This is a genomic window from Bacillus sp. OV166, assembly GCF_900177675.1.
Taxonomy (GTDB): Bacteria; Bacillota; Bacilli; order Bacillales; family Cytobacillaceae; genus Neobacillus.
Map to the genome: position 1 here is coordinate 1,122,199 of NZ_FXWM01000001.1, position 23,510 is coordinate 1,145,708.

Consider the following 23,510-nt stretch of genomic DNA (forward strand, 5'->3'; position numbering starts at 1 on the left):
TCCACTCCAGGCGCTTCGCTCCAATCAACTTGGGCTATAATATAAAATCAACAATGACCTTAATACAGACTTTTTATAAAAATAAAAGGCAGTAAATCCGCCGCTTTAATACTTAGTGGATTCTAAGTATAAGAGGGGGGATTCTGCCCTTTAGATAACTAAGCAGCAGCAGATGAATAAAGTTTCTGCTGCTGGTCACGATTATTAAACGAATAAACTTAGTAATAGAATAAATGCTAATCCGCATACGGAAATAATTGTCTCAAGTAGTGTCCATGTTGCGAATGTTTCTTTCATGCTTAAACCAAAATATTCTTTGAACATCCAGAAACCTGCATCATTAACGTGTGATGCAATTAAGCTGCCTGCTCCTGTTGCAAGAACAACTAGTGCAAGGTTAACGTCTGATTGACCCAACATTGGGATAACTAAACCAGCAGTGGTTAATGCGGCAACCGTTGCAGACCCTAAGGCAATCCGTAAAATGGCAGCTATAATCCATGCAAGTAAAATCGGTGATAGGGAAGTTCCTTTGAATAACTCGGCTACATAGTCACCTACACCGCCATTAATTAAAACTTGTTTGAAGGCACCGCCGCCTCCAATGATTAAGAGCATCATACCAATGTGTAAAATCGCTGTTGAACAAGAATCCATTACTTCTTTGATCGGAATTTTTCTTGCCAATCCCATGGTATAGATGGCAACTAATAAAGAGATCAACATAGCAGTAGAGGCACCGCCAATAAAACGGATAATTGCGAGTAAAGTATTATCTTCAAAGCCCATTGTTTTTTGAAGCAAAGTAATAATTGTAGCGATTGACATTAAAATAACAGGAAGCATTGCGGTAAATACGCTGATACCAAAACTAGGTGTGTCTTCAAGTTTAAATGTTTTTTGTTCGCCTAGAGAGGCAATGTTACCAGTTTTTGTGAATGAAGCAGGCACCAATTTTTTAGCAAGCTTTGTAAAAAGAGGTCCAGCGATAATGGCAGTTGGAATAGAAATAATAATTCCATAGAGTAATACCTCACCAAGATTGGCACCATATTCCCCAGCGATGACAGTTGGTCCCGGGTGTGGTGGCAAGAAGCCGTGTGTTACGGATAATGCTGTTGCCATCGGAATCCCAAGATATAAAATGGAAACTTTTAATTGTCTTGAAATGGCAAATACGATTGGAATTAATAACACGAGTCCTACTTCAAAGAATAAAGCAATACCAATGATGAATGAGGATACGACAACAGCCCACTGAATATTTTTTTCTCCAAATTTGTTGACAAGGGTCATCGCAATTCGTTGTGCGCCCCCAGAATCTGCAATTAACCTACCTAGCATCGCTCCGAGTCCGAAGATTAATGCTAAATGACCAAGTGTTCCACCTAATCCAGCTTCAATGGTTGTGACAACATCATCTAGTTTCATTCCAAGTGCTAAAGCTACACCGAACGAGACAATGATGAGTGAGACAAAAGTGTTTAATTTTAAGCCCATGATTAAAATAAGTAATGCGATAATTCCAATGGCTACAATGACCAACGGCATAATAATTCCTCCAAAAAATTCGTGATATTTTTTTAAAATAAGTGCAAGTAAGCAGCCAAGCGGCTTGTGGCAGCCGCTAAATGGAGACTTACGTTTTTCTAATAATACTTCGTTGATAGTTGGCAATTCGTGTATAGTCTTCTTCTAATACTCTCGATAAATTAATAAAGATCGGCAATAATTGTCTATACTCTCTTGCAGCCTCTTCTTTAGGTGTATGTTTATAGGTACTGCCAATCATTTCAGAAACGACTTCAAAGGATTCGATTTTCCCAGTAGCATATAGACCTAAGATACAAGCACCGAGACAAGAACTTTCGTAGCTTTCTGGAACGACTACATCCAGGTCAAAAATATCAGACATCATTTGACGCCAAACTTCTGACCTTGCGAAGCCACCAGTTGCTTGGATTCGAGTCACTGGTCCTTCCATACATTCAACTAATGCTAAAAATACGGTGTATAAATTGTAAATAACACCTTCGAGCGCAGATCGAATCATATGTTCCTTCTTATGTGCCATCGTTAAGCCGAAAAAGGATCCACGCACGTCTGGATTCCATAAGGGAGCACGTTCACCAGCAAGATATGGATGGAATAACAATCCATCGGACCCCGGTTTTACACCTTCTGCAATTTTGGTTAATACTTCATATGGATCAATTCCTAGTCTTTTCGCGGTTTCTACCTCTGAAGCTGCAAACTCATCCTTAATCCAGCGAAAGACCATCCCGCCATTGTTTACAGGTCCGCCAATGACCCAATGTTTTTCCGTTAATGCGTAGCAAAAGATTCTTCCTTTTTCATCGGTTTGCGGCTGGTCAATGATGGTACGAATTGCCCCGCTTGTCCCAATGGTTACGGCAATCTCACCTTTTCGAATCGCATTTACACCAAGATTGGAAAGCACGCCATCACTTGCACCAATTACAAAAGGAGTTAGAGGATCAATGCCCATTTGTTTTGCTAATCCTGGATTACAGTTAGTAAAAATCTCGGTGGTTGGCACGAGCTTAGATAATTGCTCACGTGATATACCAGCGATTTCTATTGCTTCCTTATCCCAATCTAATTCTTTGAGATTCATCATGCACATGGCAGATGCAAGAGAATAATCGACAACATACTGGTCAAAGAACTTTTTAAATATATATTCCTTTATTCCGATATATTTTTTTGCTTTTTCGGCTATCTCTGGGCGTTCATTCACAATCCAAGTAATTTTGCTTAATGGTGACATCGGGTGAATAGGCGTTCCTGTTCGTCTGTATACTTCATGCCCGTTTAATTCATTTTTTATTTTATGTGCCCAGGCTTCACTGCGGTTATCTGCCCAAGTAATACAAGGTGTCAGCGGTTGGTCATTTTCATCCATGGCAATGAGGCTATGCATCGCACTGCTAAATGAGATGAATGAAATCTCTTTTTGAGGATGTTGTTTCATAATCCTCGAAATGGCTTGTACCACAGCCATAAAGATCTCTTCTGGGTCTTGTTCGGCTGTCGAAATATCAGGAGTATAGAGTGGGTAACCGATATTTTCTTGTTGGATGACTTCGCCTTTTTCGCTAAATAAAACAGCTTTTGTGCTTGTTGTACCGATGTCTAACCCTAACATATAGCTTGTCATTATTCTTGCACAACTCCTTTATTAAGCATTAGTTGAGACCTCCAAAGGTCTTCTACTTTTCCTTGAACATCATCAAAGTTTTGATGCAATGAAAGAATCATCAGGTCTCTATTTTTCGCATTGATCGCATCAATATAAAGTTGATGATTATCCACAATGCGTGGAAAGTCATCGTATTTTTCCTCGAAGCGGGACCTCATCGCTAAAAGGATTAAAGATTCCATTACAGGTTTTGCATTATTCCAGATCATCGTGATGTAGGAATGATTAATCGCTCGAATAATTGTTTCATGGAATAAAACATCTTGATATGAAAACTCATCGGCATCATGATATTTGATGGCAATTTTCATCATCTCAAGTATTTTACTCAGTTCCTTAACTAACTCTTTAGTGTCTAATTTTACAAGCCGTTCATATACAAATGTTTCTATCATTAATCGGACATCATAAATTTCTACTATTTCTTTAATTGTGAAACCAATTACAACGGCACCCATTCTTTCTAAACGGATCAAATTTTCTGACGAAAGAGTTTTTAATGCTTCCCGAATAGGGGAACGGCTCACTTCAAAGTCGGCAGCTAATTTATTTTCTGAAAGGGTGGTACCGCTTTCAATAAGGCCAGAAATTATTCGCATTCTAAGTTCACAGGTAACACGTTCACCAGCAGAAGCTTTTAAAAGCCATTTTGCGGGATATAAGAATTCCTTTGATTCTGTCATTGATTCACCCTCTTGTTATACGAGTATACTTGTATACAAGTATTATAGGATACATATTAAAAAATGCAAGCGCTTTTTTTAATAAAGTCATGACAACGCAGGAAGGTGTATTCATTATTCTTAGCGAATTTGATAAAAATAATCTAAAAAAGGCCCATTATATATAGGACACTTGAAGAAGAGGCAATATTACTGATGTATAAATGAATACATATGTTGAAAATATTGGCAGTTTTTTTAGGAGGAAATTAAGATGAGTATTTTTCTTAAACAAGTTTTTGTTGGTTTACCGAAAACGGTTGGAAATAAAGAGGCAAAGAATCCTATGGATCGAGAATGGACAAGCGCCATTTTTAAAGAGTCGATTGAAGCACCTGTCTGGGTCGGAAAAACGGGTTTAGCTGGTGATGGACAATGGGATTTGGAACATCATGGCGGGCCGGAAAAAGCTGTATTTGCTTATGGATTTGAAAATTACACCCATTGGCAAAAGGAACTAGGGATATCTGAGATCACATCCGGTGCAATGGGGGAGAACCTCGTCATGGAACAAATAAATGAGGAGGAGATTTCTATTGGTGATACTTTCCAGATTGGCGGGGCAGTCGTACAGGTATCGCAGCCAAGGCAGCCATGCTGGAAACCAGCCCGCCGTTTTAAAGTTAAAAACTTGGCGCTGTTATTACAAAATACGGGCAGAACCGGCTGGTACTTTCGAGTGTTAACAGAGGGTTTTGTTGAAGAGGGGCAGACGTTTACTTTGGTTGACCGACCATATCCACAATGGACCATTCAAAAGTGCAATCAAATTATCCATGCTAAGAAACAAAAAATGGAGGAAATGCGTGAACTTTCCCAATGTGAATTGCTTGCACCAGGGATGAGAACCACGCTAGAGAAACGAATAGAAATGAGGGAAACACCGGATATCAGAAATAGGGTGTTTGGACCAAATGAATAATTGCTAATTATCCTTCCTTTCAAAAAAGCTGTAATATATAATTTTACAGCTTTTTTATATGTGATCTTTAGAGGGGACCCTAGACAATCTTTTATCAACAATCCCCGTAAGCATGGTCAGCAATAAAGCTAAACCTACATAGTACGGCTGGTCCCACCATACCAAACTATGAAGGATTCCAAATTCGATCAGAACTTGGTTCACCGCATACATAAGTAATCCTGCTAAGATATATTTGCTCCACTTCATTTTCCAGTTAAGTTTACTCATTAGACAATAAAACAGACTATCACATAAATAGAAAATAGCTGCTAAAGCAATCGAATCCCGTCCAGAATCTTCAAACCACCCAGGGGTGTATATTCGATTCGAGAAAAAGATGATCGGAAGTATATGGGCACTGCAAGATATGGTGCCAATAATTAAATAAAGCATCCAATTATGCTTGAACCCTTTGGAGGGTCGTAAAATCCATTTAAAATAAATCTTAGCTGTAGCAAAATAAAAAGGGAGCCCCAGTCCCGTATACGCTAACCTCCACCAATTATGAGAATAGATATGGAGCTTTAAAAATAACCATTCAATCCCGACAAATAATCCAGAAAATAAAACCATCCAAATCCAACCTAAATGAAACGTTGCTATTAAGGTGGCAACGATGGGTAAAGAAAAGGCATTTGAGACAAATGCCCCCAAATTGTTGTCATAGAAAGTATTATGCTGGATAAAATTAGGGTTGTATTTATAGCATCCTAAGAAATTAAAGATGATGGTCTCAATAATAAATCCCATACCAATCATGGTTAATAATAGGAATAGAGTTTGCGTATTTCTTTTTTTGAATAGTATAAAACAAAATAAACTAGTGCTGAAAACCAGTAAAGCATAATACCAATATGAATTATGCATATTATTCACTCCGATAATAGCTGGATTTAGATAGTTTGTTCCTAATAATGAAAATTATGCAATTCCTACCATTACGTAAAAAACCACTATGGAGAGGGTCCCCTAGCGGTTTAATGGAAGGTATCCAGGAATTTTTAGGTGGACACAAGATTTAAACAGGTGCTATTCGATAAAGAATGGGAACCTTTTAAGATCTGCAAAAAGAATTACCTTGATGTCTCCTCAAAAGTTACCTTAAGGACCTTTTCGGTCTCCTTATTAAATTCTATATTGATATAAACACCGAATTCCCTATTGTTTTCTTTTAACCAAAGCTTGAACCTTTCGGTGGAGGTTTGTGGTTCACTCGTTCTTCCAACGTGTAGATAATCAATTATTTTTGCATGCGGATACTTTTCATGTGTTTTTTGTAGGGCTAATGTACCCCACTTAGCATAGGGGGGAATCGGTTTATGTTGTGCATTTGCTGTATGAATTGAGGTCAGTGGATATACACTTTCTGAGATAAAAAGTAAGCTTATATATAAACTAATCAGGATATTTTTCACGTAATTACCCTCTTTGTTTTTGCTTATAGCATTTCATTTCGAGCAAAAACTTATGTGGGTTTTTGTAAATCATTGTGTTTGTTAACTATCAACACAAAAAATGATGCCATTCAAACCTCAGAGGAGTTATGAATGAAGGTAATTGAAAAAAAACCAAAATGGATTAAAGAGAGGGGATTATTTTGAAAATTAAATTACTGGATGCATCTGATGCAGAGAGATATTGGAAGTTAAGACTAGAAGCACTAAAACAAAATCCTGAAGCATTTTTAACAAGTTATGAGGATGCCATAAAAAGAGAAAATCCCATTGACCAAGTTGCCCATAACTTTACCACAGAAGGAAACTTTACGTTTGGTGCATTTGATGATGAAGAACTAATCGGAGTAGTCACCTTACTTCAAGAAAGTGCCGAGAAAATACGGCATCGAGCAAATATTTTTGCGATGTATGTCACGCCCAAGAAACAAGGACTAGGCGTAGGTAAGGCATTAATGGTAGAGGCGATCAATAAAGCTAAAACGATGGAAGAGATTGAAAAAATTAATTTATCCGTGATGGCAAGCAATGAAAGGGCGAAAAATCTTTATACCCAATTAGGTTTTAAAGTGTATGGATTTGAAGAAAATGCCCTTAAAGTGAACGGAATTCATTATAATGATGAACATATGGTTCTGCATTTGAAATCAGGGAAGAGGGATTCGAGCCTTAAAGGTGAAAATATCTATATTAGACCATTTTCCACAGAAGATGCACAAGCACTCCTTACATTGCAAACTGTAAACCGTAGTTTTTTCGAACAGTTTTCGATGGAACGAAATGACGATTTTTATACGGTCGAATCTCAATTGAACCGGATAAATATATATGAAGAAGATAGTAAAAATGATCAGACCTATACGTTTGGAATTTTTAAAAATGATGGTCTCTTAATTGGTACTATTAATCTATTTCAAGTACTAAGAGGCTCGCTTCAAAGTGCGTTCATCGGTTATTTTTTAGATGAAAAGCACACTGGGAAGGGCTTCACAACTGAAGCGGCTAAACTACTGGTGAAATATGCATTCAATAAATTGAAATTACACCGTATAGAAGCCGGAGTCATGCCTCATAATATTGGTTCCATTCGAGTGTTAGAAAAGTCCGGATTTCATAAAGAAGGAATCGCTTTGAAAAATGTAAAGATCAACGGAAAATGGGAAGACCATCAAGTTTTGGCGATTATTAATCCGAATGACTAATATTATTTCCGTGAAAAGGAAGGTCCCAAAAATGAATATAGTTGAAAAAGCGCTGCAGATAGCGAGTAAAAGTCATCGGAACCAATGCAGAAAGAATACCGACATCCCTTATATCACGCACCCGGTTACCGTCGGGATGATGTTAATGAAAGCAGGGTACGATGATGACATCATCGCAGCGGGAATATTGCATGATACGGTTGAAGATACAGAACTTACTTTAAAAGATATTGAGCGGGAATTTGGACCAAGAATTGCTAGGATTGTGGAAGGATGTTCTGAACCCAATAAATCCCTCCCCTGGAAGGAACGGAAGGAACATACAATTGAGTTTTTAAAGACAGCATCAGAGGAAATTCGTGTTGTTGCCTGTGCCGATAAATTACATAACATTCGCTCCCTAATAAAGGATTATGAGCAGCAGGGGGATGCTGTGTGGAACATATTTAACGCCGGCAAAGAACAGCAAGCGTGGTACTACACAAATATTGTTGACAGTCTCCGTCACCAGTCATCATTCCCATTACTAAAGGAATTAGAAGTTGAAGTAAATCTGCTTTTTAAAAAATAATGTCGATAAGACTCGAATCGGAAGGAGAGGACCTTGGTAAAGGAACTCTTTTTTTCGATTATGTTATAATAAAGTCACAAAAGTAAATTACTTTAATAAGTGTATATTATGATAGGGGGCAAAGGTGAATGGATAATAAACTAATTATGCCAACTGAAATGTCGATAAAAGATAAAAAACATAATGTAAAGGGTAATATAATAAGGGCAGCTGTATTTACACGAAGCAAAGTAATCGAGGTTATGACCGCTGACCAGGAAAGATATTATCTTATTTATTATAAAAATTCCCTAATATATGGGGAGAAGCTTGATCGAATTGAAGAAGGAACATTTATAGATAAAGCATTTCATGAAGGTATTATTATTGAATCCCCGCATCCGCTCTTAAGTGCATTAATTCCCCTCGTAAACGTCACTATTCCGAATAAAAATAACCTTTTTTCTCAATTACAAATCCATTATTCACTTCAGGAAATGGTCCACATTCTGACAACACTTGACTCGTTTTTTCAAAAAGAAGAGGTGATTAAGATCATCGACAAAGTATTCTACCACTTTAGAAGAAACGGGAAATTTATGAAATCCTTTCAAATCATTCAAATGTTAGCTGATTTTGCACCGACATTAAAATCTGCACAAGAACGTTTGGCCTCTCTCGAATTTAGTTCATACAACCATTTTTACCATTCCTCGAGTTTACCTGTAATCCAAATGAAGGACCCTCTATATGTTGAATTATATTGCTTCAAAAATCGAACCAATCCAGATGAACGAATATTATTAGAAGAAATAGTGAGTAAACAAGACGATTTAGTTGAGTTATTACTATGGTTAGAAAATGCAGGGAAATCCAAAGAGGCTAAATCGATTGAAAAGTATACGAGTATTGCGTTACGCTTTGTGACGATGGAAGAATGGATGCTGATATTGGCTCAACTCAACATCAATCCGTTTCATGTACTGCCTGATTCAAAATCTATTATCAAAAAAATGCTTAAAGATGGTAATTATGAGAAAGCTGCCTTATGCATATTAGATTTTATCGATGACATGCCCGCCTCCTACGATGCCATACTCCTTTTAATATGGGAAAATTCTGACCCGAGCTTTGTCATAGAACATTTAGACGAATTTATTAAATTGTTGCAGCACCTGCCACATGCTGAAAAGACCAGGCAATTTGAACAAAAGGTGTTTCAATTTGCTGAAATCCTTCTTAAAGAGCATGATCTTAAAACTGTTCATGAAAAACTTATCCCTATTCAAAAGGTAATCCCGGATTTAGATGTAATTAGAAAAATTAGTGAAATGGTAAATTTATTAGAGGATCCCGATCGAATGATGGAATTGGGTGATTATTATGCGGAGTTTAAACAATTCGATCAAGCGATCGATTGCTTCTTCTGGGAAATGGAGCTGCAGCCGCAAAATCCTTCTCCCGTACGAAAAATCAGCAAAATGTATCAATCTAAAGGGATGGTAAAAGAGGCTTCAGCCTATCAAAAAATTTTCGCTCAATTAAAAAGTAATCAAGAAACTGGATGACCCACCATCATCCGCTTAACTAGTCGCATAAGCTAAGGTCATCAGAGTAGACTTCTGATGACCTTTTGTGGTTACTATACCTTTAATCATAAAAACTAAATTCTGTTTTTAACATCCTCTCTTATTCGTTCGATAATATTCTCGGATAAATTCGCAGGCAAGGATGTCCCATTCTTAAAAACCCAAGCATTTACTAGTTCAAGGTCTCCTTTTTTAAAGGTAATACTATAATCTTGATCTTCGTATGTAAAATCAGCTGTCACTTCTTCTTGGTCATAAGCTTCCTCATCAATAATCATATTAAATATTTCATATGGTTTCACGGTTATGCTCCTTTGTATCTTTATTGTATGTAAATAGGGTTAACTTTAAAAATATGTTTATTCAATGGTAGCCACAAAAACTACTATATTTCACTTTAATATATTAAATAAGAATATGATAAAATGGGGATGGGAGCGAATGGAGGTTGGCAGCAATTGATTACTTTCTATAAAATCCTTGTATGTATACATATTTTTTCAGCCATCTTGGGGATGGGTCCAGGTTTCATATTAACGACAGTGGTCAAATCTGGGAAAAACATGACCGAATTAAGACATTCATATAGGATTAGACATAAGTTACATATATTTGTAATGGTTGGCGGCACGCTTTTATTAATCACAGGGTTGAGCATGGGATTCATCAATCCGAGCCTGTTTCGGATGGGATGGTATGTCACCAGTCTCTTTCTCTTTTTGGCTGCACTAGCAATTGGACCACTCGTTTTATCACCTAGGTCAAAACCAGTTAAAGCCCTTTTAGCATCGCACAAAGGAGAAGAAATTCCCGAAGAATATTGGAGTTTATCAAAAATTCTATTTCGATTTGAAAACCTAGAAAATGTGATCTTTCTCATCATCATCGCCCTGATGATTTTCAAGCCATTCTAAAAAGGTGTCAGGCACCACTCGTAGACAAATGTCCACGAACGGTGCCTGACACCTTTTTATTTATGTCGTTTAAGTTTACCTCTTAGCTTGGAATAGTACTGCTTTTAACGTGGAAGATGAGAATAAGCTAATCGGATGGGCTTTCAGTTGAAGTACATTGATAAGCTTTCCGTATATCTTTTGATTGCTTTCACAGGCTAAAATCACTCGTTTTACATACCACTTCAGTAATGGCAGGCCAAACGGTTTTGCACCGTCGGTATGGGTGAAGCGAAAGTCTTCAGTTAAAGCAATTAACCATGGGACATCTATGATTTTACTGAAGCTTCGATGAGTATTTTTCGAAATTTGTGAAAGCTTATTTTTTTTTAACGCTTTTTGAAGTTCCTTTTTCAGAGCAATCGCCTCAAGTGCAGCGATGCTCATCCCCTGACCAAAAACAGGATCAATACGGCAAAAGGCATCCCCACTAACAATTAGTCCATTTGGGAAGCGTTGTAAGTTCTCATAATGAAAGCGGCGTAAGGCTGGAAACCGATAAACACTGACATCCGTCTCAGGTGTTCCATTTTTAATTGCTTCATATACATCAGGTTGTTCAAGGCTTTTGGCATAGTTTATAAATTCCTCTAACGTGCTAGGGGGTGATTCCACGCCATAGCCAAGTAATGTCACCATCCAGCGCTGATTTTCAATTGGGGAAATACTCCCTCCACGATTCTGTCTAGGCGGATTAGGGTAAACCAATAAATTACCCCAGTCTTTATTTTTGGAGGAAAGCGAGCTGTAGATGCGACTGGCATAGAAAAGGTTTACTTTTACTTCGGTTTTTTGGGGGGCATCGAAACCTAATTGTCTGAGCCAATTAGTTGAATTTGACCCAGCCCCTGTAGCATCCACAACCAAATTAGCGTTAAGTGGAACGGCTGCTTCTCCATCCTTTTGAATTTCTACTCCTATGATACTGGTAGAATCACTATTTATCACCATCCTTTTCGCTTTGGCACCATATAAAAAGCTTATATTTGGAATCATCTCGAGCCTGCGCTGGATATGCCATTCAAGGAAGGGTCTGCTTTGCTGGATAATTGATATCCCGGCATGATATTTCACCTTCCAGCTCCCATGATGATTCCAAGCAAGCTCACTGGTGAAATCTGATTTTACTGAGCCATCTGCGATTAGTTCATCGACAATCCCTGGAAAAAGTTCAGTGAGAATCTCCTCACCACTTTTCAAAAGAGCGTGGCCGTGTGTCCCTTGTGGCACTCCGGTTCTAGTCAAATGTTTTTCGCGCTTTTGGTCCTTTTCTATAATTAACACTTCTTCAAAAAAGTCGGACAGGATGCGCGCAGCCAATAAACCAGCAATACTTCCGCCGATAACAAGTGCTCTTTTTCCTAAAAAACTATTTGTTGTTGACATTCCTAGCAAACCTCCGATAATACTATTTGCACGATATAATTAATGGTTAGTATTATATCATTTTTTTATGGCCCCTATGAGTTTAGAATGTGGAGGATTTACCTAAACTAATAGGGAAGTAAAGAGAAAATCGGATTAGAGGGAGATTGGTGTGTTTGATAGATTATAAAATTAGTACATATGAGGAAGCAGTCCAGGTCGTTAAGGAAGTTGGTTTACTTCCATTGTCGCCGCTCATTCCTCACTATCCTTCACTTGATAGCATTACATCCAAAGAACATTGGTATTCGGGTTCAGAATTTGACCCATGGTTATGGAGGGCGCAGTTCCCTGTTGATGGTGTGGCAGCCTACGGAAAGTTTGTTAAGAAGAAATCAGTTTTAATTTCCCGCGAGTTCCTTCCATTAGTAAGTGCGATATTGGGGTCACAGTATTCAGTGGCTAAACGTTATAATGACGGTCTTGTTTCTAGAGAAGCCTTAGAATTATTTACTTTGATTAGTGAGGAAGAAGGCATAGACACAAGAGTATTAAGGGCCAAAGCAGGCATGAAAGACAAAGAAAAGAAAAAGGTGTTTGATAACGCATTGTTGGAATTACAGGGGTCTATGGATATTATTGTTTCAGGGACAAAGGAGAAAACGAATGTTTCGGGAGAGAAAAACGGCTGGAGCAGTACATCCTTCGAAACCCTTGCCTTTTGGTCAAAAAATAACCACGTGGATCAAAGAAAAATAGAAACGGACGAAGCAAAACATGAGCTGAAAAACCATTTTGAGCAGTTATGCGGTCCCGAGTCCATGAAAGCATTAGTAAAGATTTTTAAGCTTTAGGTTAATTTCATTGATATACATTTTATGACAAACTTCGCTCTTGATTCTTAGAGTAGAATAAAGTAGTATGGAAACTACGATATTCGAAAGGGTGACCTTAAAGCCAATGATTCACTAAACCTATTAAAAGAAAAAAATTCGGATCATCATACGAACATATTTCTGGATAGGGTTAGTGCGGGCTTTTATAGACAAAAGGGAGTTGAAGGTACTTGGTGTACTGTGCCCTTTTGTTGTAAAGTACCTCCTGTCCAGATAAATGGATAAGGAGGTTTTTTTATGGAAGAAGCAAAATCAAACATTACCATGGGGGACTTATTTAGAAATCGAGTGATACGTACCATCTTGCTCTCGACATTATTTTTACAAATCGGTATTTGGGTACGTAACTACTCAATATTGTTATTTGTTATTGAGCAGACAAATGAAGATCCGGTTGCGGTATCGCTTATTTCTGTTGCAGAATTCGCGCCTATTTTTCTATTTTCCTTTATTGGAGGCACCTTTGCAGACAGATGGCGTCCGAAACGGACAATGATATGGTGTGACTTCCTTAGCGCGCTGTCTATCTTTATTGTATTGTTAACACTAGTATTTGGGGGCTGGAAAGTTATTTTTTTCGCCACACTTGTATCATCGATTCTTTCACAGTTTTCACAGCCTTCTGGAATGAAACTGTTCAAGCTTCATGTACAGGAAGAACTTATTCAAATGGGTATGTCGATGTACCAAACAGTGTTTGCTTTGTTTATGATTTTAGGGCCGATTATCGGTACGTTTGTTTACCAGCATTACGGCATTAGTGCAGCGATTGCCATTATGGGGATTGCCTTTATGCTATCGGCAGCGATTCTATTTATGCTTCCACCTGACCGGGAAAGCGAAGAAAATGCTGTAAAAACCACACTTATGGAAGAAATGAAGGAAGGTTTCCGTTATGTTTGGAACAGCCGGGCACTGACTTTGCTGGGTGGCTGTTTTGCAGCAGCAGGTTTAGGACTGGGGCTAACGCAGCCACTTTCCGTTTTCCTCATTACGGAACAACTTGGTTTACCTAAAGAGATGCTGCAATGGTTGATGGCAGCGTTTGGAGCAGGGATGATTTTAGGTGGAGGTCTCACGATGGGGTTAGCGAAAAAGACTCCTCCGCAAATCTTGCTTGCAATTGGAATGAGCGCCAGTGCTCTTGGATTTTTTGTAATGGGGCTATCAGAGCAGTTATGGCTGACATTGACTGCGCAATTTATTAGCGGCTTGTTTATGCCCTGTATTCACATTGGAATTAATACGATGATTTTGAAAAATACAGATGAAGCTTTTATTGGTCGAGTCAATGGCATTTTAAACCCGATGTTTATGGGAACTATGGTCATTACCATGAGTGCGAGCGGATGGTTGAAGAAAACAACTTCGCTTGTCGCGATGTACGAAGCGTCAGCCCTACTCTTTATAGTGGGTGTAATTATCCTCATTCCACTCTTCAAGCGTTCGGTTAGTATGTTGAAAAAGAGTGAGGAAGTATAAGTTTTACAGCTGCTCTGTTTTTAGAGCAGCTTTTTTACGCAAAAAAATCGCCAGTGCCATCTGCTCTTTCTTCCACAAAAAAAAACGTAGTGGAAGCCTACGATTTTTTAGTCACTATTTTCGTCGATTACTAATGGAAGTGTAATTACTACTTGAGTTCCCTCATTTGGATTACTCTTTATAGAAATTTTCCCGCCATAGGAGTCGATAATTCGTTTGCATACTGTTAAACCTAGTCCAGATCCATCTTTCTTTAATGTGAAGAATGGGTTAAATGCTTGGCTAATTTGATCTTTCTGCATCCCAACTCCATTATCAGTCACTGTAATCAAACAATTATCTAATTGTTTATGAAGCGTAATAGAAAATTTTCCTCCATAAGGCATTGCTTGTAGGGAGTTTTTTGTTAAATTAAGAATGACTTGCTTTAACTGATCCTTGACACAAGAAACAAGCAGTTCTTCTGAATGATAATCAACGGTTAATACCACATTCATATAATTGGCTTCCGAATGAATAATCGGCTCAATCTCAGCTACTATGGAATTAGCATTATAAGTTTTAAGTGTGTGGGCAGTCGGTTTTCCGAGAACAAGCAATTCACTAACAATCACATTGATTCGATCGATCTCCATTTGAATCACTTCGAAATAGGATTGAGTTTTCTTATCTTGATATTCCTCACTTAAAAGTTTTACTAACCCTTTTATTCCGGTTAATGGATTCCGTATTTCATGGGCCGTACTAGCCGCGAGTTTTCCGATTAATTCTAATTTATGAAGTTCAGTTTGTTCATTTTCTTTTTTTATCTTCCTTTTTAAAAGAAAATATTGGGCCGATAAAAATATGATATTTGAAATTGTAAGAAAGATGATTAGGTATTTTAAAAAGGGTTTCCAAAAAGCGAGGTCATTTTCAGACCTAACTAAGACTGATATTGTTAAAGGTATTTTCGCTATCTTCATACTGGATTTTATAGAACTCTCTTCAGGAACGGATCCTGCTGTAAGTAAAATATGATCAGAACCATCTGTGACGATGACCATCTCATCTTTAACATGGTTTTTAATGGCTGCTTTTATTTCGTCTATACGCAAACTGGCAACGAGAACTCCCTGTAATTGGCCATGGTTGATAATGGGAGTAGCAATGGAAATGATTTGCCTTCCTGTAACCCTGCCTATATGTACTTCTGAAAAACTTGTTTTCTCTGTTTTGATTGCTTGCTGAAAATAAGGTTGATCGCTTACATTGATATTTTTTGAATTTGTATTCGTGCTAATTAATAAGTCTCCATTTGCATTTGTCCAAAAAAAACCTGAAAGGCGAAGATCTTTACCCATTGTTTCCCGAAGTAAATTTTCCACATCATTTAGGTTATTTTTCTGATATTTAATAGAAGTAGCGAGCATTTCTAATCTGCCAACCGTTTCTCCAAGTAAATTTTCAATGTTCTGTGTGTGAAGGTTGGCATATTCTTGTGCTTTGTATTGATTTTGATCTTCCAAAAATTTAACTTGGTGCTGTGCTAAGACCGTACTGATTGCTACAGTTGGGATCAATGTGAGAAGTAGATATAATAGAAATTTATTCTTCAGGATCGATGTAAAACTTCGAATGACAACCAAGTGGAATCTACTCCTCAAAATTTGTTTATCATTATTCTACTATTTTTTTATGCGCTGAAGTATACCCTACCCATTATTTTGTGATTAAATGAGTAAATTATATTCATGTAAGTGTTGAATCGTTGATAGTTTGGATCTGTTATACTTGGCTGTTGATTTCCGCTCCAGGCGCGTGCGGTTCGCGAGCGGTCCGGGGAGCCTCCTCGGCGCTAAGCGCCTGCGGGGTCTCCCCTGCCCCGTCCTCCCGCAGGAGTCTTCGCGCCTTCCGCTCCAATCAACATGTGCCAAATCAACAATGAGCTTTAACCTAGCCAATAGTTTAAGAAACTGCAAATGAAGGAATAAGGGATAAAAATTCTGTTAAATCCTGTATATTTATCATAAATGTTCTCTTTATGTGGATTCTAATACCAAATGGTATTTATAATCCGAATTTATATAAAAGAACAGAGGCGATTCTATGGAAGATAAAATAAAAATGCGATTAACGGCTGCCGAAATGTCAACATTATGGAGCCAATATTTGAGTGACACACTTGCGGTTTGTGTGTCTAGTTATTTTATAGAGAAGGTGGAAGACGAGGAAGTACGTCCCATCATTGAATTTACACTGGATGTAGCTAAAGGCAACATAACGATTATGCAGGAACTGTTTAAAAAGGAGAATTTCCCTGTCCCGATTGGCTTTACGGATCAAGATGTAAATCCAAAAGCCCCAAAACTATTTTCAGACACTTTTGTTTTAATGTTTTTTCGAAATATGTCTATTCTTGCAATGGCTGCAAGTAGTGCAGCATTAGGATTGGTGACACGGGCAGATATCGTTGATTTTCATAAACGTATATTAAATTGTGCGGTTAAGTTGCAGGATCTGACAAGGGATCTCATGTTGGAACAAGGTACATATATCAGACCTCCCTACATTTCAATACCTGACAAGGTTGATTTTGTGAAACGGGATCATTTTTTAGCTGGCTTTTTCGGTCATAAAAGGGCGATTACTTCAGTGGAAGTCACGCATTTGTTTTTAAATATCCAAACAAATATGATTGGAAAGGCACTAATAACAGGGTATGCACAGATTGCACAGGATCAAGAAGTGAAAGGATTTTTGGTAAGAGGAATGCAAATTGCGCAACAACATGCAGAGCTATTTAGTGAGATTTTAATAAAAGAGGATCTTCCCGCTCCTATGAGTTGGGATTCAGCTGTTACCGACTCAATCATACCTGTGTTTTCAGATAAATTAATTATGTTTAATGTTTCATCAATGATTGCAGCAGGGATTGGAAATTACGGGATGGCCATCGCTGCAAGTCCGAGAAGGGATATTGCGCTAAAGTATGCTTCATTGATTCCGGAAATCTCTCTGTATGCGGAAGCAGGAGCGAAGATTATGATCAAGCATGGGTGGATGGAGGAACCTCCTCAAGCAGATGATCGGGATGAAATCATTCAGGGCTAGGAGACAAAGTTTAAGTTACTATATTCAACTATTTTTTCGAAAACCGTCATTTTTTAAATGTCGGTTTTTTTCTTATTTTACTTAAACCGCATATAAAGATACAGCTTGATACTACCGAAGTTACTAAAATAAAAAATTTGAAACTTTTGGACCATCAGGATTTCACCGTTTATTCCTCCAAAAAATTAAATCAAATAAATTTTCCCAACGCAAAAATGAACTTAGCGTTGGGATTTTTAATAGAATAGATGATATTTTCGCTGGTGCCTGACACCATGGCCCACACTTTTTCCCAATTATCCTAAAAGATTCATCGTGTTATGATTATTTTGAAAATTCTTACAGAATGATCATTAGGAGGCGGTTGAAGATGAAAAAGAGAACTTCACTTGTACTAGCTTTGGGATTAACGATGGGGTCTGTGCTACCGATTACTGCTGCAGCAAAAACTATTCCGTACAATGTTACCATTACGAAAGACGCGGCGCAGTTCGGTAAGGATGCAAAGGTTAACTGGAAGAAAGGACAAACTGTACCATCTTTTGTCCATGGGAAACTATCGAACAAAGTTTATAAAGACATAGATGGGATTAAGCAATTTTTAAAAGAAAATAAAGCACTTTATCAGTTAGATACAGCTAAAGATTTAACATTACTCGATGTTGAGACGGACGGGCTAGGCAGCACGCACTATAATTTTATTCAATCGATTCAGGGGATTCCGGTGGATGGGGCGAAGTTTAAGGTCCATACCGATAAAAATGGAATCGTAACGGCAGTCAATGGTGATGTGTTCCCAGAAGCATCATCTTATTTCAAAGGGGCCCTGAAAGCACAACTATCCAAGGACACTGCCCTTGATAAGTCTTGGAAATCTATAAAAGTAACCAAAGAGGAAACCATCACGAATGCTGAAGCAGGTCCTACTGGCAAAAAAATAGAAGATACCGTTGAAAAGGCGGAACTAGTTGTTTATAAAAATGGTAATGAATTTAATCTGGCTTACAAAACAAATCTGCAATTTATTCAGCCATATCCTGCAAACTGGGTGGTCTATGTGGATGCCGTAAATGGTAATATCTTAAATTCTTATAATGCGGTAGCTGATGGAACAGGGGTCGGTGTTCTAGGGGATACGAAAACGCTTAACACCTATTATTCGAGCGGTACTTACTATTTATATGATACTACCAAACCGATGACAGGAGTTATTGAAACATTAACAGCGGTAAATAGATCCCGGTTACCCGGAAATTATTCTGTTGACCCCGATAATAATTTTAATGCAACGTCACAACGAGCCGATGTAGATGCCCACTACTATGCGGGTGTCGTCTATGATTATTATAAAAATACGTTTAATAGAAACAGTTTTGATAATAAGGGAGCGACTCTTCGCTCAACCGTCCACTATGGCAGAAATTACAACAACGCGTTCTGGAATGGGGCGCAAATGGTGTATGGAGATGGGGATGGAACAACCTTCCGTTCATTGTCAGGTGCCCTTGATGTCGTTGCCCATGAATTAACACATGCAGTAACAGAAAGAACAGCTGGGTTAGAGTATCAGTATCAGTCAGGTGCATTAAATGAGTCCATTTCTGATACGTTCGGAGTATTCCTTGATAAAGGGGATTACTTAATGGGTGAGGATGTGTACACGCCAAATAAAGCTGGCGATGCTCTTCGCAGTCTTTCAAACCCTGGCCTTTATGGACAACCGGAGAATATGAGCGGTTACGTGAATACTACTTCGGATAATGGAGGAGTTCACACGAACAGTGGTATTCCGAACAAAGCAGCCTATTTAACGATTTCAAGTCTGGGTACAGCTGTCGCTGAAAAAATCTACTATCGAGCACTCACAGTTTATTTAGCTCCACAAAGTGATTTTAGTGACGCACGCGCGGCTCTTCTTGCAGCTGCATCTGATTTGTATGGCTCAAGCAGCACACAGTACAATGCCGTTAAATCTGCTTGGACACAAGTAGGAGTAAACTAGACCATTAACTATTTCCAATGTAAGCCGTCACATAATGTGATGGCTTACATTTTTATGGGCAAAAAAAATAGATTGGTGTCAGCACCAATCAAAATTATGGGAAGTTTTAAGAAATGAGTTCTTTGAACCATTTCCATATTAACTTGTCTTTATCATAAGAAAAAGATATGTAGAACTTATAGTGAAGTTGTGTGGAAGTTGTGAAGATTTCAATTGACCAGTGTATTTGATAAAGGGCTATGCCCATTTAAGGATTAATAGAAATAATGATCACAGCTGCTACTAGATTAGTGGCGGGTTTTGTTTTAGAACAAGCAGAATTAATGTTATGATAACGTTATTGCTTTCCTGCTGATTTGTAAGGTGAGAATTTGTCTACAATACGAGTAGGATTATTATAAATGATGGGATGAAAAGATGATTAAAGAAGTCAGTTTAAAGGTGAAACCAAAGTTTGAAAATAAATTTAAAAGCGGCTATCCACTTATTTCTAAGGAAGCCATCATAAATGTGAACGACCTCGTAGAAGAGGGGGCCATTGTTAAATTGGTCGACGAAAGAAATATATTTATTGCCAAAGGCTATTATGGTAAGCAAAATAAGGGCCTTGGCTGGGTGTTGAGCAGAAAAGAAAATGATTCTTTTGATCAACGTTTTTTTGAGAAAATGCTAAAAGAAGCTATAAAGGAAAGAGAATCATTTTATCAAAGTTCAGAAACTACCGCGTTTCGAGTGTTTAATGGTGAAGGTGATGGAATCGGTGGTTTGACGATTGATTACTTTGCTGGCTATTATTTGTTAACCTGGTACAGCAAGGGTATCTATCATTTTCGAGACTATATCATTCAAGCTTTAAAGGGACTGGTTGAATTCCAGGGGATTTATCAGAAAAAACGTTTTGATGAAAAAGGGCAATACATCGAGGAAGATGACTTTGTCGCAGGTGAAAGAGGTCAGTTCCCGCTTATTGTCAAAGAAAATGGCGTCAACTTTGCGATATATTTAAATGAAAGCGCCATGGTCGGGGTGTTTTTAGACCAGCGGGATGTAAGGCGCACAATCCGAGATGTGTATGCAAACGGTAAGACAGTTTTAAATACTTTCTCTTATACGGGGGCTTTTTCCGTGTTTGCAGCTCTAGGGGGAGCAACGAAAACAACAAGTGTAGACCTGGCCAATCGGAGTAAGAGTAAAACGATTGAGCAGTTTAGTGTAAATGGTGTGGACCATGAAACACAAGCAATTATTGTTGAGGATGTATTCAAGTACTTTAAATATGCAGTCAAGAAACAGTTGAAGTTTGATATGGTCATACTTGATCCGCCGAGCTTTGCCCGGTCAAAGAAATTTGTCTTTAGTGCGGAAAAGGACTACAAGAATCTTCTAATCGAAGCGATTGCCATAACTGCGGACAACGGAACCATTGTTGCATCCACAAACAGCAGCGCTTTTGGGATGGATAAATTCAAGAGCTTTATCGATGCTGCCTTTAAAGAATCTGGCAGCCGCTACAAACAATTGGAAGAATTTTCACTTCCCGTCGATTTCAAAACCGTCAAAGAATTTCCAGAAGGGGACTACTTGAAGGTAGTATTTATTAAAAAAATAAGATAAGAATGGTGCCTGACACCCACATGAAATGAAATGTGGGGGAGGGCCTTTTTTTATTTTCCAGGGTGTTGTAAATCCCATTTTTGCAATATAATAGAGGGAAGATGTTCACGAAATTGTCAAAAATGCTACTTCCTTAACTTACATAAATAAAAAAAATCATTTCTGGGGGAAACGATATGATTAGAGCGGCTATTGCTGGTGTTGTTGGTTTTGTGCTTATTTTTATCGAGTCGATGATTGTGATGAAGCTAAAAGGTCTTGAAACGATTGAATTTGGCGGGTTGGCTCCGTTCATTAATGTCTGGGCTATGAATTTCTTTTTCATGTTTACCATCCTTACACAGGTAACCAATTGGTATATGAACAAAGAAAGTTTAAAAGAAGATAATAGCTTTTAGTATTAAAAAAAAGCGGCGCAATCTGGTAGGATGACCAAGACTGCGTCGCTTTTTGTTTGGATTAAACATTATGTTTTACAGCTTTATTCCCTTTAAATACTGTGTTACGAATGAATGGGATAACCCAACGGTCAAGACCGATGCGGCCCGCATTGTAGCCAGAGAATAGGATAATCGCTCCTAGGAAAAGATCTGTTGGAATATGTGATACGGTTCCTGCTAAGAAAAATGAAAAGTTCATTACAAGTCCAAAGAACATAGCAGCAGTTGTTAAGCATCCAAGAATAAGACCAAGTCCGATCAAGAATTCTCCTAGTGGGACGATCGTGTTAAAAATATCAACGTTTGGTAAGGCGAAATGCTTTAAGAAATCAACATACCAGCCATAAACCATCGCACCGTCTGGACCTTTCACTGGATTAGCGATTGCCCCTTTTAGATAGCCAGAAGCGTCAAAACCGCCTGATAATTTGTGGAACCCAGCTGTTATCCAAGAATACCCCATATATAAGCGAAGAACTGTTAAAATTCCAGCGGCAACTTTGTTTTCTCTTAACCAATTTACTACCATGTGAAACACTCCTTATTAATTTATTTTTATTTGTTTGTTCGTTAACTACATTTTTACTATACTAGACTTATTTTGAAATTAGGGTAAATTGTTCACTATTTCACATATTTGTAAAAAAGTTATGAACAAATTTCAAACACACAAGATTCTTCACCAGACAATTGGAGAGTGTTGTATATAAGGGAGTTTATGAAAGACATTCCCCATGCTTACTTGTATTAAACGTTATGTTTCACTGTTTTATTCCCTTTAAATGCTGTGTTACGAATGAATGGGATAACCCAACGGTCAAGACCGATGCGGCCAGCATTGTAGCCAGAGAATAGGATGATCGCTCCTAGGAAAAGATCTGTTGGAATATGTGATACGGTTCCTGCTAAGAAAAATGAAAAGTTCATTACAAGTCCAAAGAACATAGCAGCAGTTGTTAAACATCCAAGGATAAGTCCAAGTCCGATTAAGAATTCACCTAGTGGGACGATGGTGTTAAAAATATCAACGTTTGGTAAGGCGAAATGCTTTAAGAAATCAACATACCAGCCATAAACCATCGCGTCGTCAGGACCTTTCACTGGATTAGCGGTTGCCCCTTTTAGAAAGCCAGAAGCATCAAAACCGCCTGATAATTTGTGGAACCCAGCTGTTATCCAAGAATACCCCATATATAAGCGAAGAACTGTTAAAATTCCAGCGGCAACTTTGTTTTCTCTTAACCAATTTACTACCATGTGAAACACTCCTTGTTAATTTATTTTTATTTGTTTGTTTGTTCGTTAACTACATTGTTACTATACCAAACTTATTTTGAAATAAGGGTAAATTGTTCACTATTTCACATATTCGTAAAAAAGTTGTGAACAAATTTCAAACGAAATGATCTTTTATCCATAATACCTTGAGAGTTTTGTCCATTATTGGCTTTATGAAGGACAGATCTCCAGTTTTCCAACTGAGTTTTGTCCATCATCGGCATTATGAAGGACAGATCTCCAGTTTTCCAACTGAGTTTTGTCCTTCAGACCAAGTATCATTTAAGTGATCCCACTTAAAATAGGTATTCACATTCTACCTTCCTTTTTATTACAACGAATATAACGAATTTTCAGTAAAGGAGGATATTATGCATCTGGCGTCCGAACTAGAATCCTTTCCATACCCATTTAAAGAAGTAGTGTATCGTTACTCAAATAACTCGACACCATTAGATCTTTCTAACAGTGTGGAAATTACCCCTCATTATAAAGAGGAAATAAAGCCCTAGATCAAAAGCCAATGACCAATTAGCTGGAAAACATAACTGCCCAGCATCCAAGTATAAATCTCCGTCCCGCTGCATCATGAAGATGATGTCCTCTTGTACATGCCGCCCGATAAAATCTAATGGTTGGTGAGTTTTAGAGAAATTCATAAGCCTATCCCTGGATTTAAGGAG

General features: G+C 38.0%; 23 protein-coding genes and 1 pseudogene. 13 read left to right on the top strand and 11 right to left on the bottom strand.

All coding sequences use genetic code 11. The features are described from left to right. Positions 1-204 precede the first annotated feature (204 nt). From CCK98_RS05260 to CCK98_RS05270, 3 genes are all read right to left on the bottom strand, one after another. Positions 205-1,551 carry a GntP family permease gene (locus CCK98_RS05260; RefSeq protein WP_088090309.1) on the bottom strand — a complete coding sequence of 449 codons (1,347 nt, stop codon included), beginning with the start codon at positions 1,549-1,551 and terminating at the stop codon, positions 205-207. An 88-nt stretch (positions 1,552-1,639) separates the two neighbouring features. After that, entirely contained in the window at positions 1,640-3,181 is a 1,542-nt protein-coding gene (gntK, locus tag CCK98_RS05265; RefSeq protein ID WP_088085609.1) for a gluconokinase, read from the bottom strand. Next, on the bottom strand, positions 3,181-3,906 hold the full coding sequence (locus tag CCK98_RS05270; RefSeq protein ID WP_088085610.1) for a GntR family transcriptional regulator: 726 nt from the start codon (positions 3,904-3,906) through the stop codon (positions 3,181-3,183). The genes gntK and CCK98_RS05270 overlap by 1 nt, the downstream gene beginning before the upstream one ends. A gap of 253 nt (positions 3,907-4,159) precedes the next feature. Between CCK98_RS05270 and CCK98_RS05275 the strand changes: the two genes are divergently transcribed. Continuing rightward, complete coding sequence (locus CCK98_RS05275; RefSeq protein ID WP_088085611.1) at positions 4,160-4,867, top strand: MOSC domain-containing protein; 708 nt, start codon at positions 4,160-4,162, stop codon at positions 4,865-4,867. A gap of 54 nt (positions 4,868-4,921) precedes the next feature. Here CCK98_RS05275 and CCK98_RS05280 read toward each other — a convergent pair whose 3' ends face one another. After that, the gene (locus CCK98_RS05280) at positions 4,922-5,776 is read right to left on the bottom strand and encodes a hypothetical protein (protein ID WP_088085612.1); all 855 of its coding nucleotides are present in this window, start codon (positions 5,774-5,776) and stop codon (positions 4,922-4,924) included. A gap of 206 nt (positions 5,777-5,982) precedes the next feature. Then, the gene (locus CCK98_RS05285) at positions 5,983-6,324 is read right to left on the bottom strand and encodes a DUF3889 domain-containing protein (protein ID WP_088085613.1); all 342 of its coding nucleotides are present in this window, start codon (positions 6,322-6,324) and stop codon (positions 5,983-5,985) included. Positions 6,325-6,506: 182 nt separating this feature from the next. On the opposite strand from CCK98_RS05285, the pseudogene CCK98_RS35135 reads away from it, so the two are divergent. From CCK98_RS35135 to CCK98_RS05300, 4 genes and pseudogenes are all read left to right on the top strand, one after another. Next, positions 6,507-6,983 (top strand): annotated as a pseudogene (locus CCK98_RS35135) (GNAT family N-acetyltransferase); the annotation flags it as partial. Between the two features lie 9 nt (positions 6,984-6,992). Next, positions 6,993-7,565: a GNAT family N-acetyltransferase gene (locus CCK98_RS05290; protein WP_088090310.1), complete on the top strand. Its 573-nt coding sequence runs from the start codon at positions 6,993-6,995 to the stop codon at positions 7,563-7,565. A gap of 31 nt (positions 7,566-7,596) precedes the next feature. Beyond that, positions 7,597-8,136: an HD domain-containing protein gene (locus tag CCK98_RS05295; protein ID WP_088085614.1), complete on the top strand. Its 540-nt coding sequence runs from the start codon at positions 7,597-7,599 to the stop codon at positions 8,134-8,136. 128 nt (positions 8,137-8,264) lie between these two features. Continuing rightward, the gene (locus tag CCK98_RS05300; protein WP_088085615.1) at positions 8,265-9,683 is read left to right on the top strand and encodes a M48 family metallopeptidase; all 1,419 of its coding nucleotides are present in this window, start codon (positions 8,265-8,267) and stop codon (positions 9,681-9,683) included. A 95-nt stretch (positions 9,684-9,778) separates the two neighbouring features. Here CCK98_RS05300 and CCK98_RS05305 read toward each other — a convergent pair whose 3' ends face one another. Next, positions 9,779-10,006: a hypothetical protein gene (locus CCK98_RS05305; protein ID WP_088085616.1), complete on the bottom strand. Its 228-nt coding sequence runs from the start codon at positions 10,004-10,006 to the stop codon at positions 9,779-9,781. Between the two features lie 129 nt (positions 10,007-10,135). Here CCK98_RS05305 and CCK98_RS05310 point away from each other — a divergent pair, with 129 nt between their 5' ends. Then, a complete protein-coding gene (locus CCK98_RS05310; protein WP_256942262.1) occupies positions 10,136-10,618 on the top strand; it encodes a DUF2269 domain-containing protein in 483 nt (160 codons plus the stop codon). Positions 10,619-10,693: 75 nt separating this feature from the next. Here CCK98_RS05310 and CCK98_RS05315 read toward each other — a convergent pair whose 3' ends face one another. Further along, positions 10,694-12,043 carry an NAD(P)/FAD-dependent oxidoreductase gene (locus CCK98_RS05315; protein ID WP_088085617.1) on the bottom strand — a complete coding sequence of 450 codons (1,350 nt, stop codon included), beginning with the start codon at positions 12,041-12,043 and terminating at the stop codon, positions 10,694-10,696. A gap of 149 nt (positions 12,044-12,192) precedes the next feature. Between CCK98_RS05315 and CCK98_RS05320 the strand changes: the two genes are divergently transcribed. Further along, positions 12,193-12,876, top strand: a complete 684-nt coding sequence (locus CCK98_RS05320; protein WP_373408483.1) for a hypothetical protein — start codon at positions 12,193-12,195, stop codon at positions 12,874-12,876. Between the two features lie 279 nt (positions 12,877-13,155). Beyond that, positions 13,156-14,400 (top strand): MFS transporter, encoded by a 1,245-nt coding sequence (locus tag CCK98_RS05325; protein ID WP_088085619.1) that lies wholly within the window; start codon positions 13,156-13,158, stop codon positions 14,398-14,400. Positions 14,401-14,507: 107 nt separating this feature from the next. On the opposite strand, the gene CCK98_RS05330 is transcribed toward CCK98_RS05325, so the two are convergent. Beyond that, entirely contained in the window at positions 14,508-16,028 is a 1,521-nt protein-coding gene (locus CCK98_RS05330; RefSeq protein ID WP_142292134.1) for an ATP-binding protein, read from the bottom strand. Positions 16,029-16,488: 460 nt separating this feature from the next. Between CCK98_RS05330 and CCK98_RS05335 the strand changes: the two genes are divergently transcribed. From CCK98_RS05335 to CCK98_RS05350, 4 genes are all read left to right on the top strand, one after another. After that, positions 16,489-17,493: a DUF3231 family protein gene (locus tag CCK98_RS05335; protein WP_088085621.1), complete on the top strand. Its 1,005-nt coding sequence runs from the start codon at positions 16,489-16,491 to the stop codon at positions 17,491-17,493. A gap of 370 nt (positions 17,494-17,863) precedes the next feature. After that, a complete protein-coding gene (locus tag CCK98_RS05340) occupies positions 17,864-19,495 on the top strand; it encodes a M4 family metallopeptidase (RefSeq protein WP_088085622.1) in 1,632 nt (543 codons plus the stop codon). Positions 19,496-19,912: 417 nt separating this feature from the next. After that, positions 19,913-21,109: a class I SAM-dependent rRNA methyltransferase gene (locus tag CCK98_RS05345; RefSeq protein ID WP_088085623.1), complete on the top strand. Its 1,197-nt coding sequence runs from the start codon at positions 19,913-19,915 to the stop codon at positions 21,107-21,109. 176 nt (positions 21,110-21,285) lie between these two features. After that, entirely contained in the window at positions 21,286-21,507 is a 222-nt protein-coding gene (locus CCK98_RS05350) for a hypothetical protein (RefSeq protein ID WP_088085624.1), read from the top strand. A 61-nt stretch (positions 21,508-21,568) separates the two neighbouring features. Here the strand turns inward: CCK98_RS05350 and CCK98_RS05355 are convergent, their stop codons facing one another. Both CCK98_RS05355 and CCK98_RS05360 read right to left on the bottom strand, forming a co-directional pair. After that, positions 21,569-22,078 (bottom strand): DoxX family membrane protein, encoded by a 510-nt coding sequence (locus tag CCK98_RS05355; protein WP_088085625.1) that lies wholly within the window; start codon positions 22,076-22,078, stop codon positions 21,569-21,571. A 218-nt stretch (positions 22,079-22,296) separates the two neighbouring features. After that, positions 22,297-22,806: a DoxX family protein gene (locus tag CCK98_RS05360; protein ID WP_088085626.1), complete on the bottom strand. Its 510-nt coding sequence runs from the start codon at positions 22,804-22,806 to the stop codon at positions 22,297-22,299. A 392-nt stretch (positions 22,807-23,198) separates the two neighbouring features. On the opposite strand from CCK98_RS05360, the gene CCK98_RS35140 reads away from it, so the two are divergent. After that, a complete protein-coding gene (locus CCK98_RS35140; protein ID WP_179195674.1) occupies positions 23,199-23,339 on the top strand; it encodes a hypothetical protein in 141 nt (46 codons plus the stop codon). On the opposite strand, the gene CCK98_RS34720 is transcribed toward CCK98_RS35140, so the two are convergent. Next, a complete protein-coding gene (locus CCK98_RS34720; RefSeq protein WP_256942263.1) occupies positions 23,280-23,486 on the bottom strand; it encodes a DUF3445 domain-containing protein in 207 nt (68 codons plus the stop codon). The two genes, CCK98_RS35140 and CCK98_RS34720, sit on opposite strands and share 60 nt — an antisense overlap. Positions 23,487-23,510 lie beyond the last annotated feature (24 nt).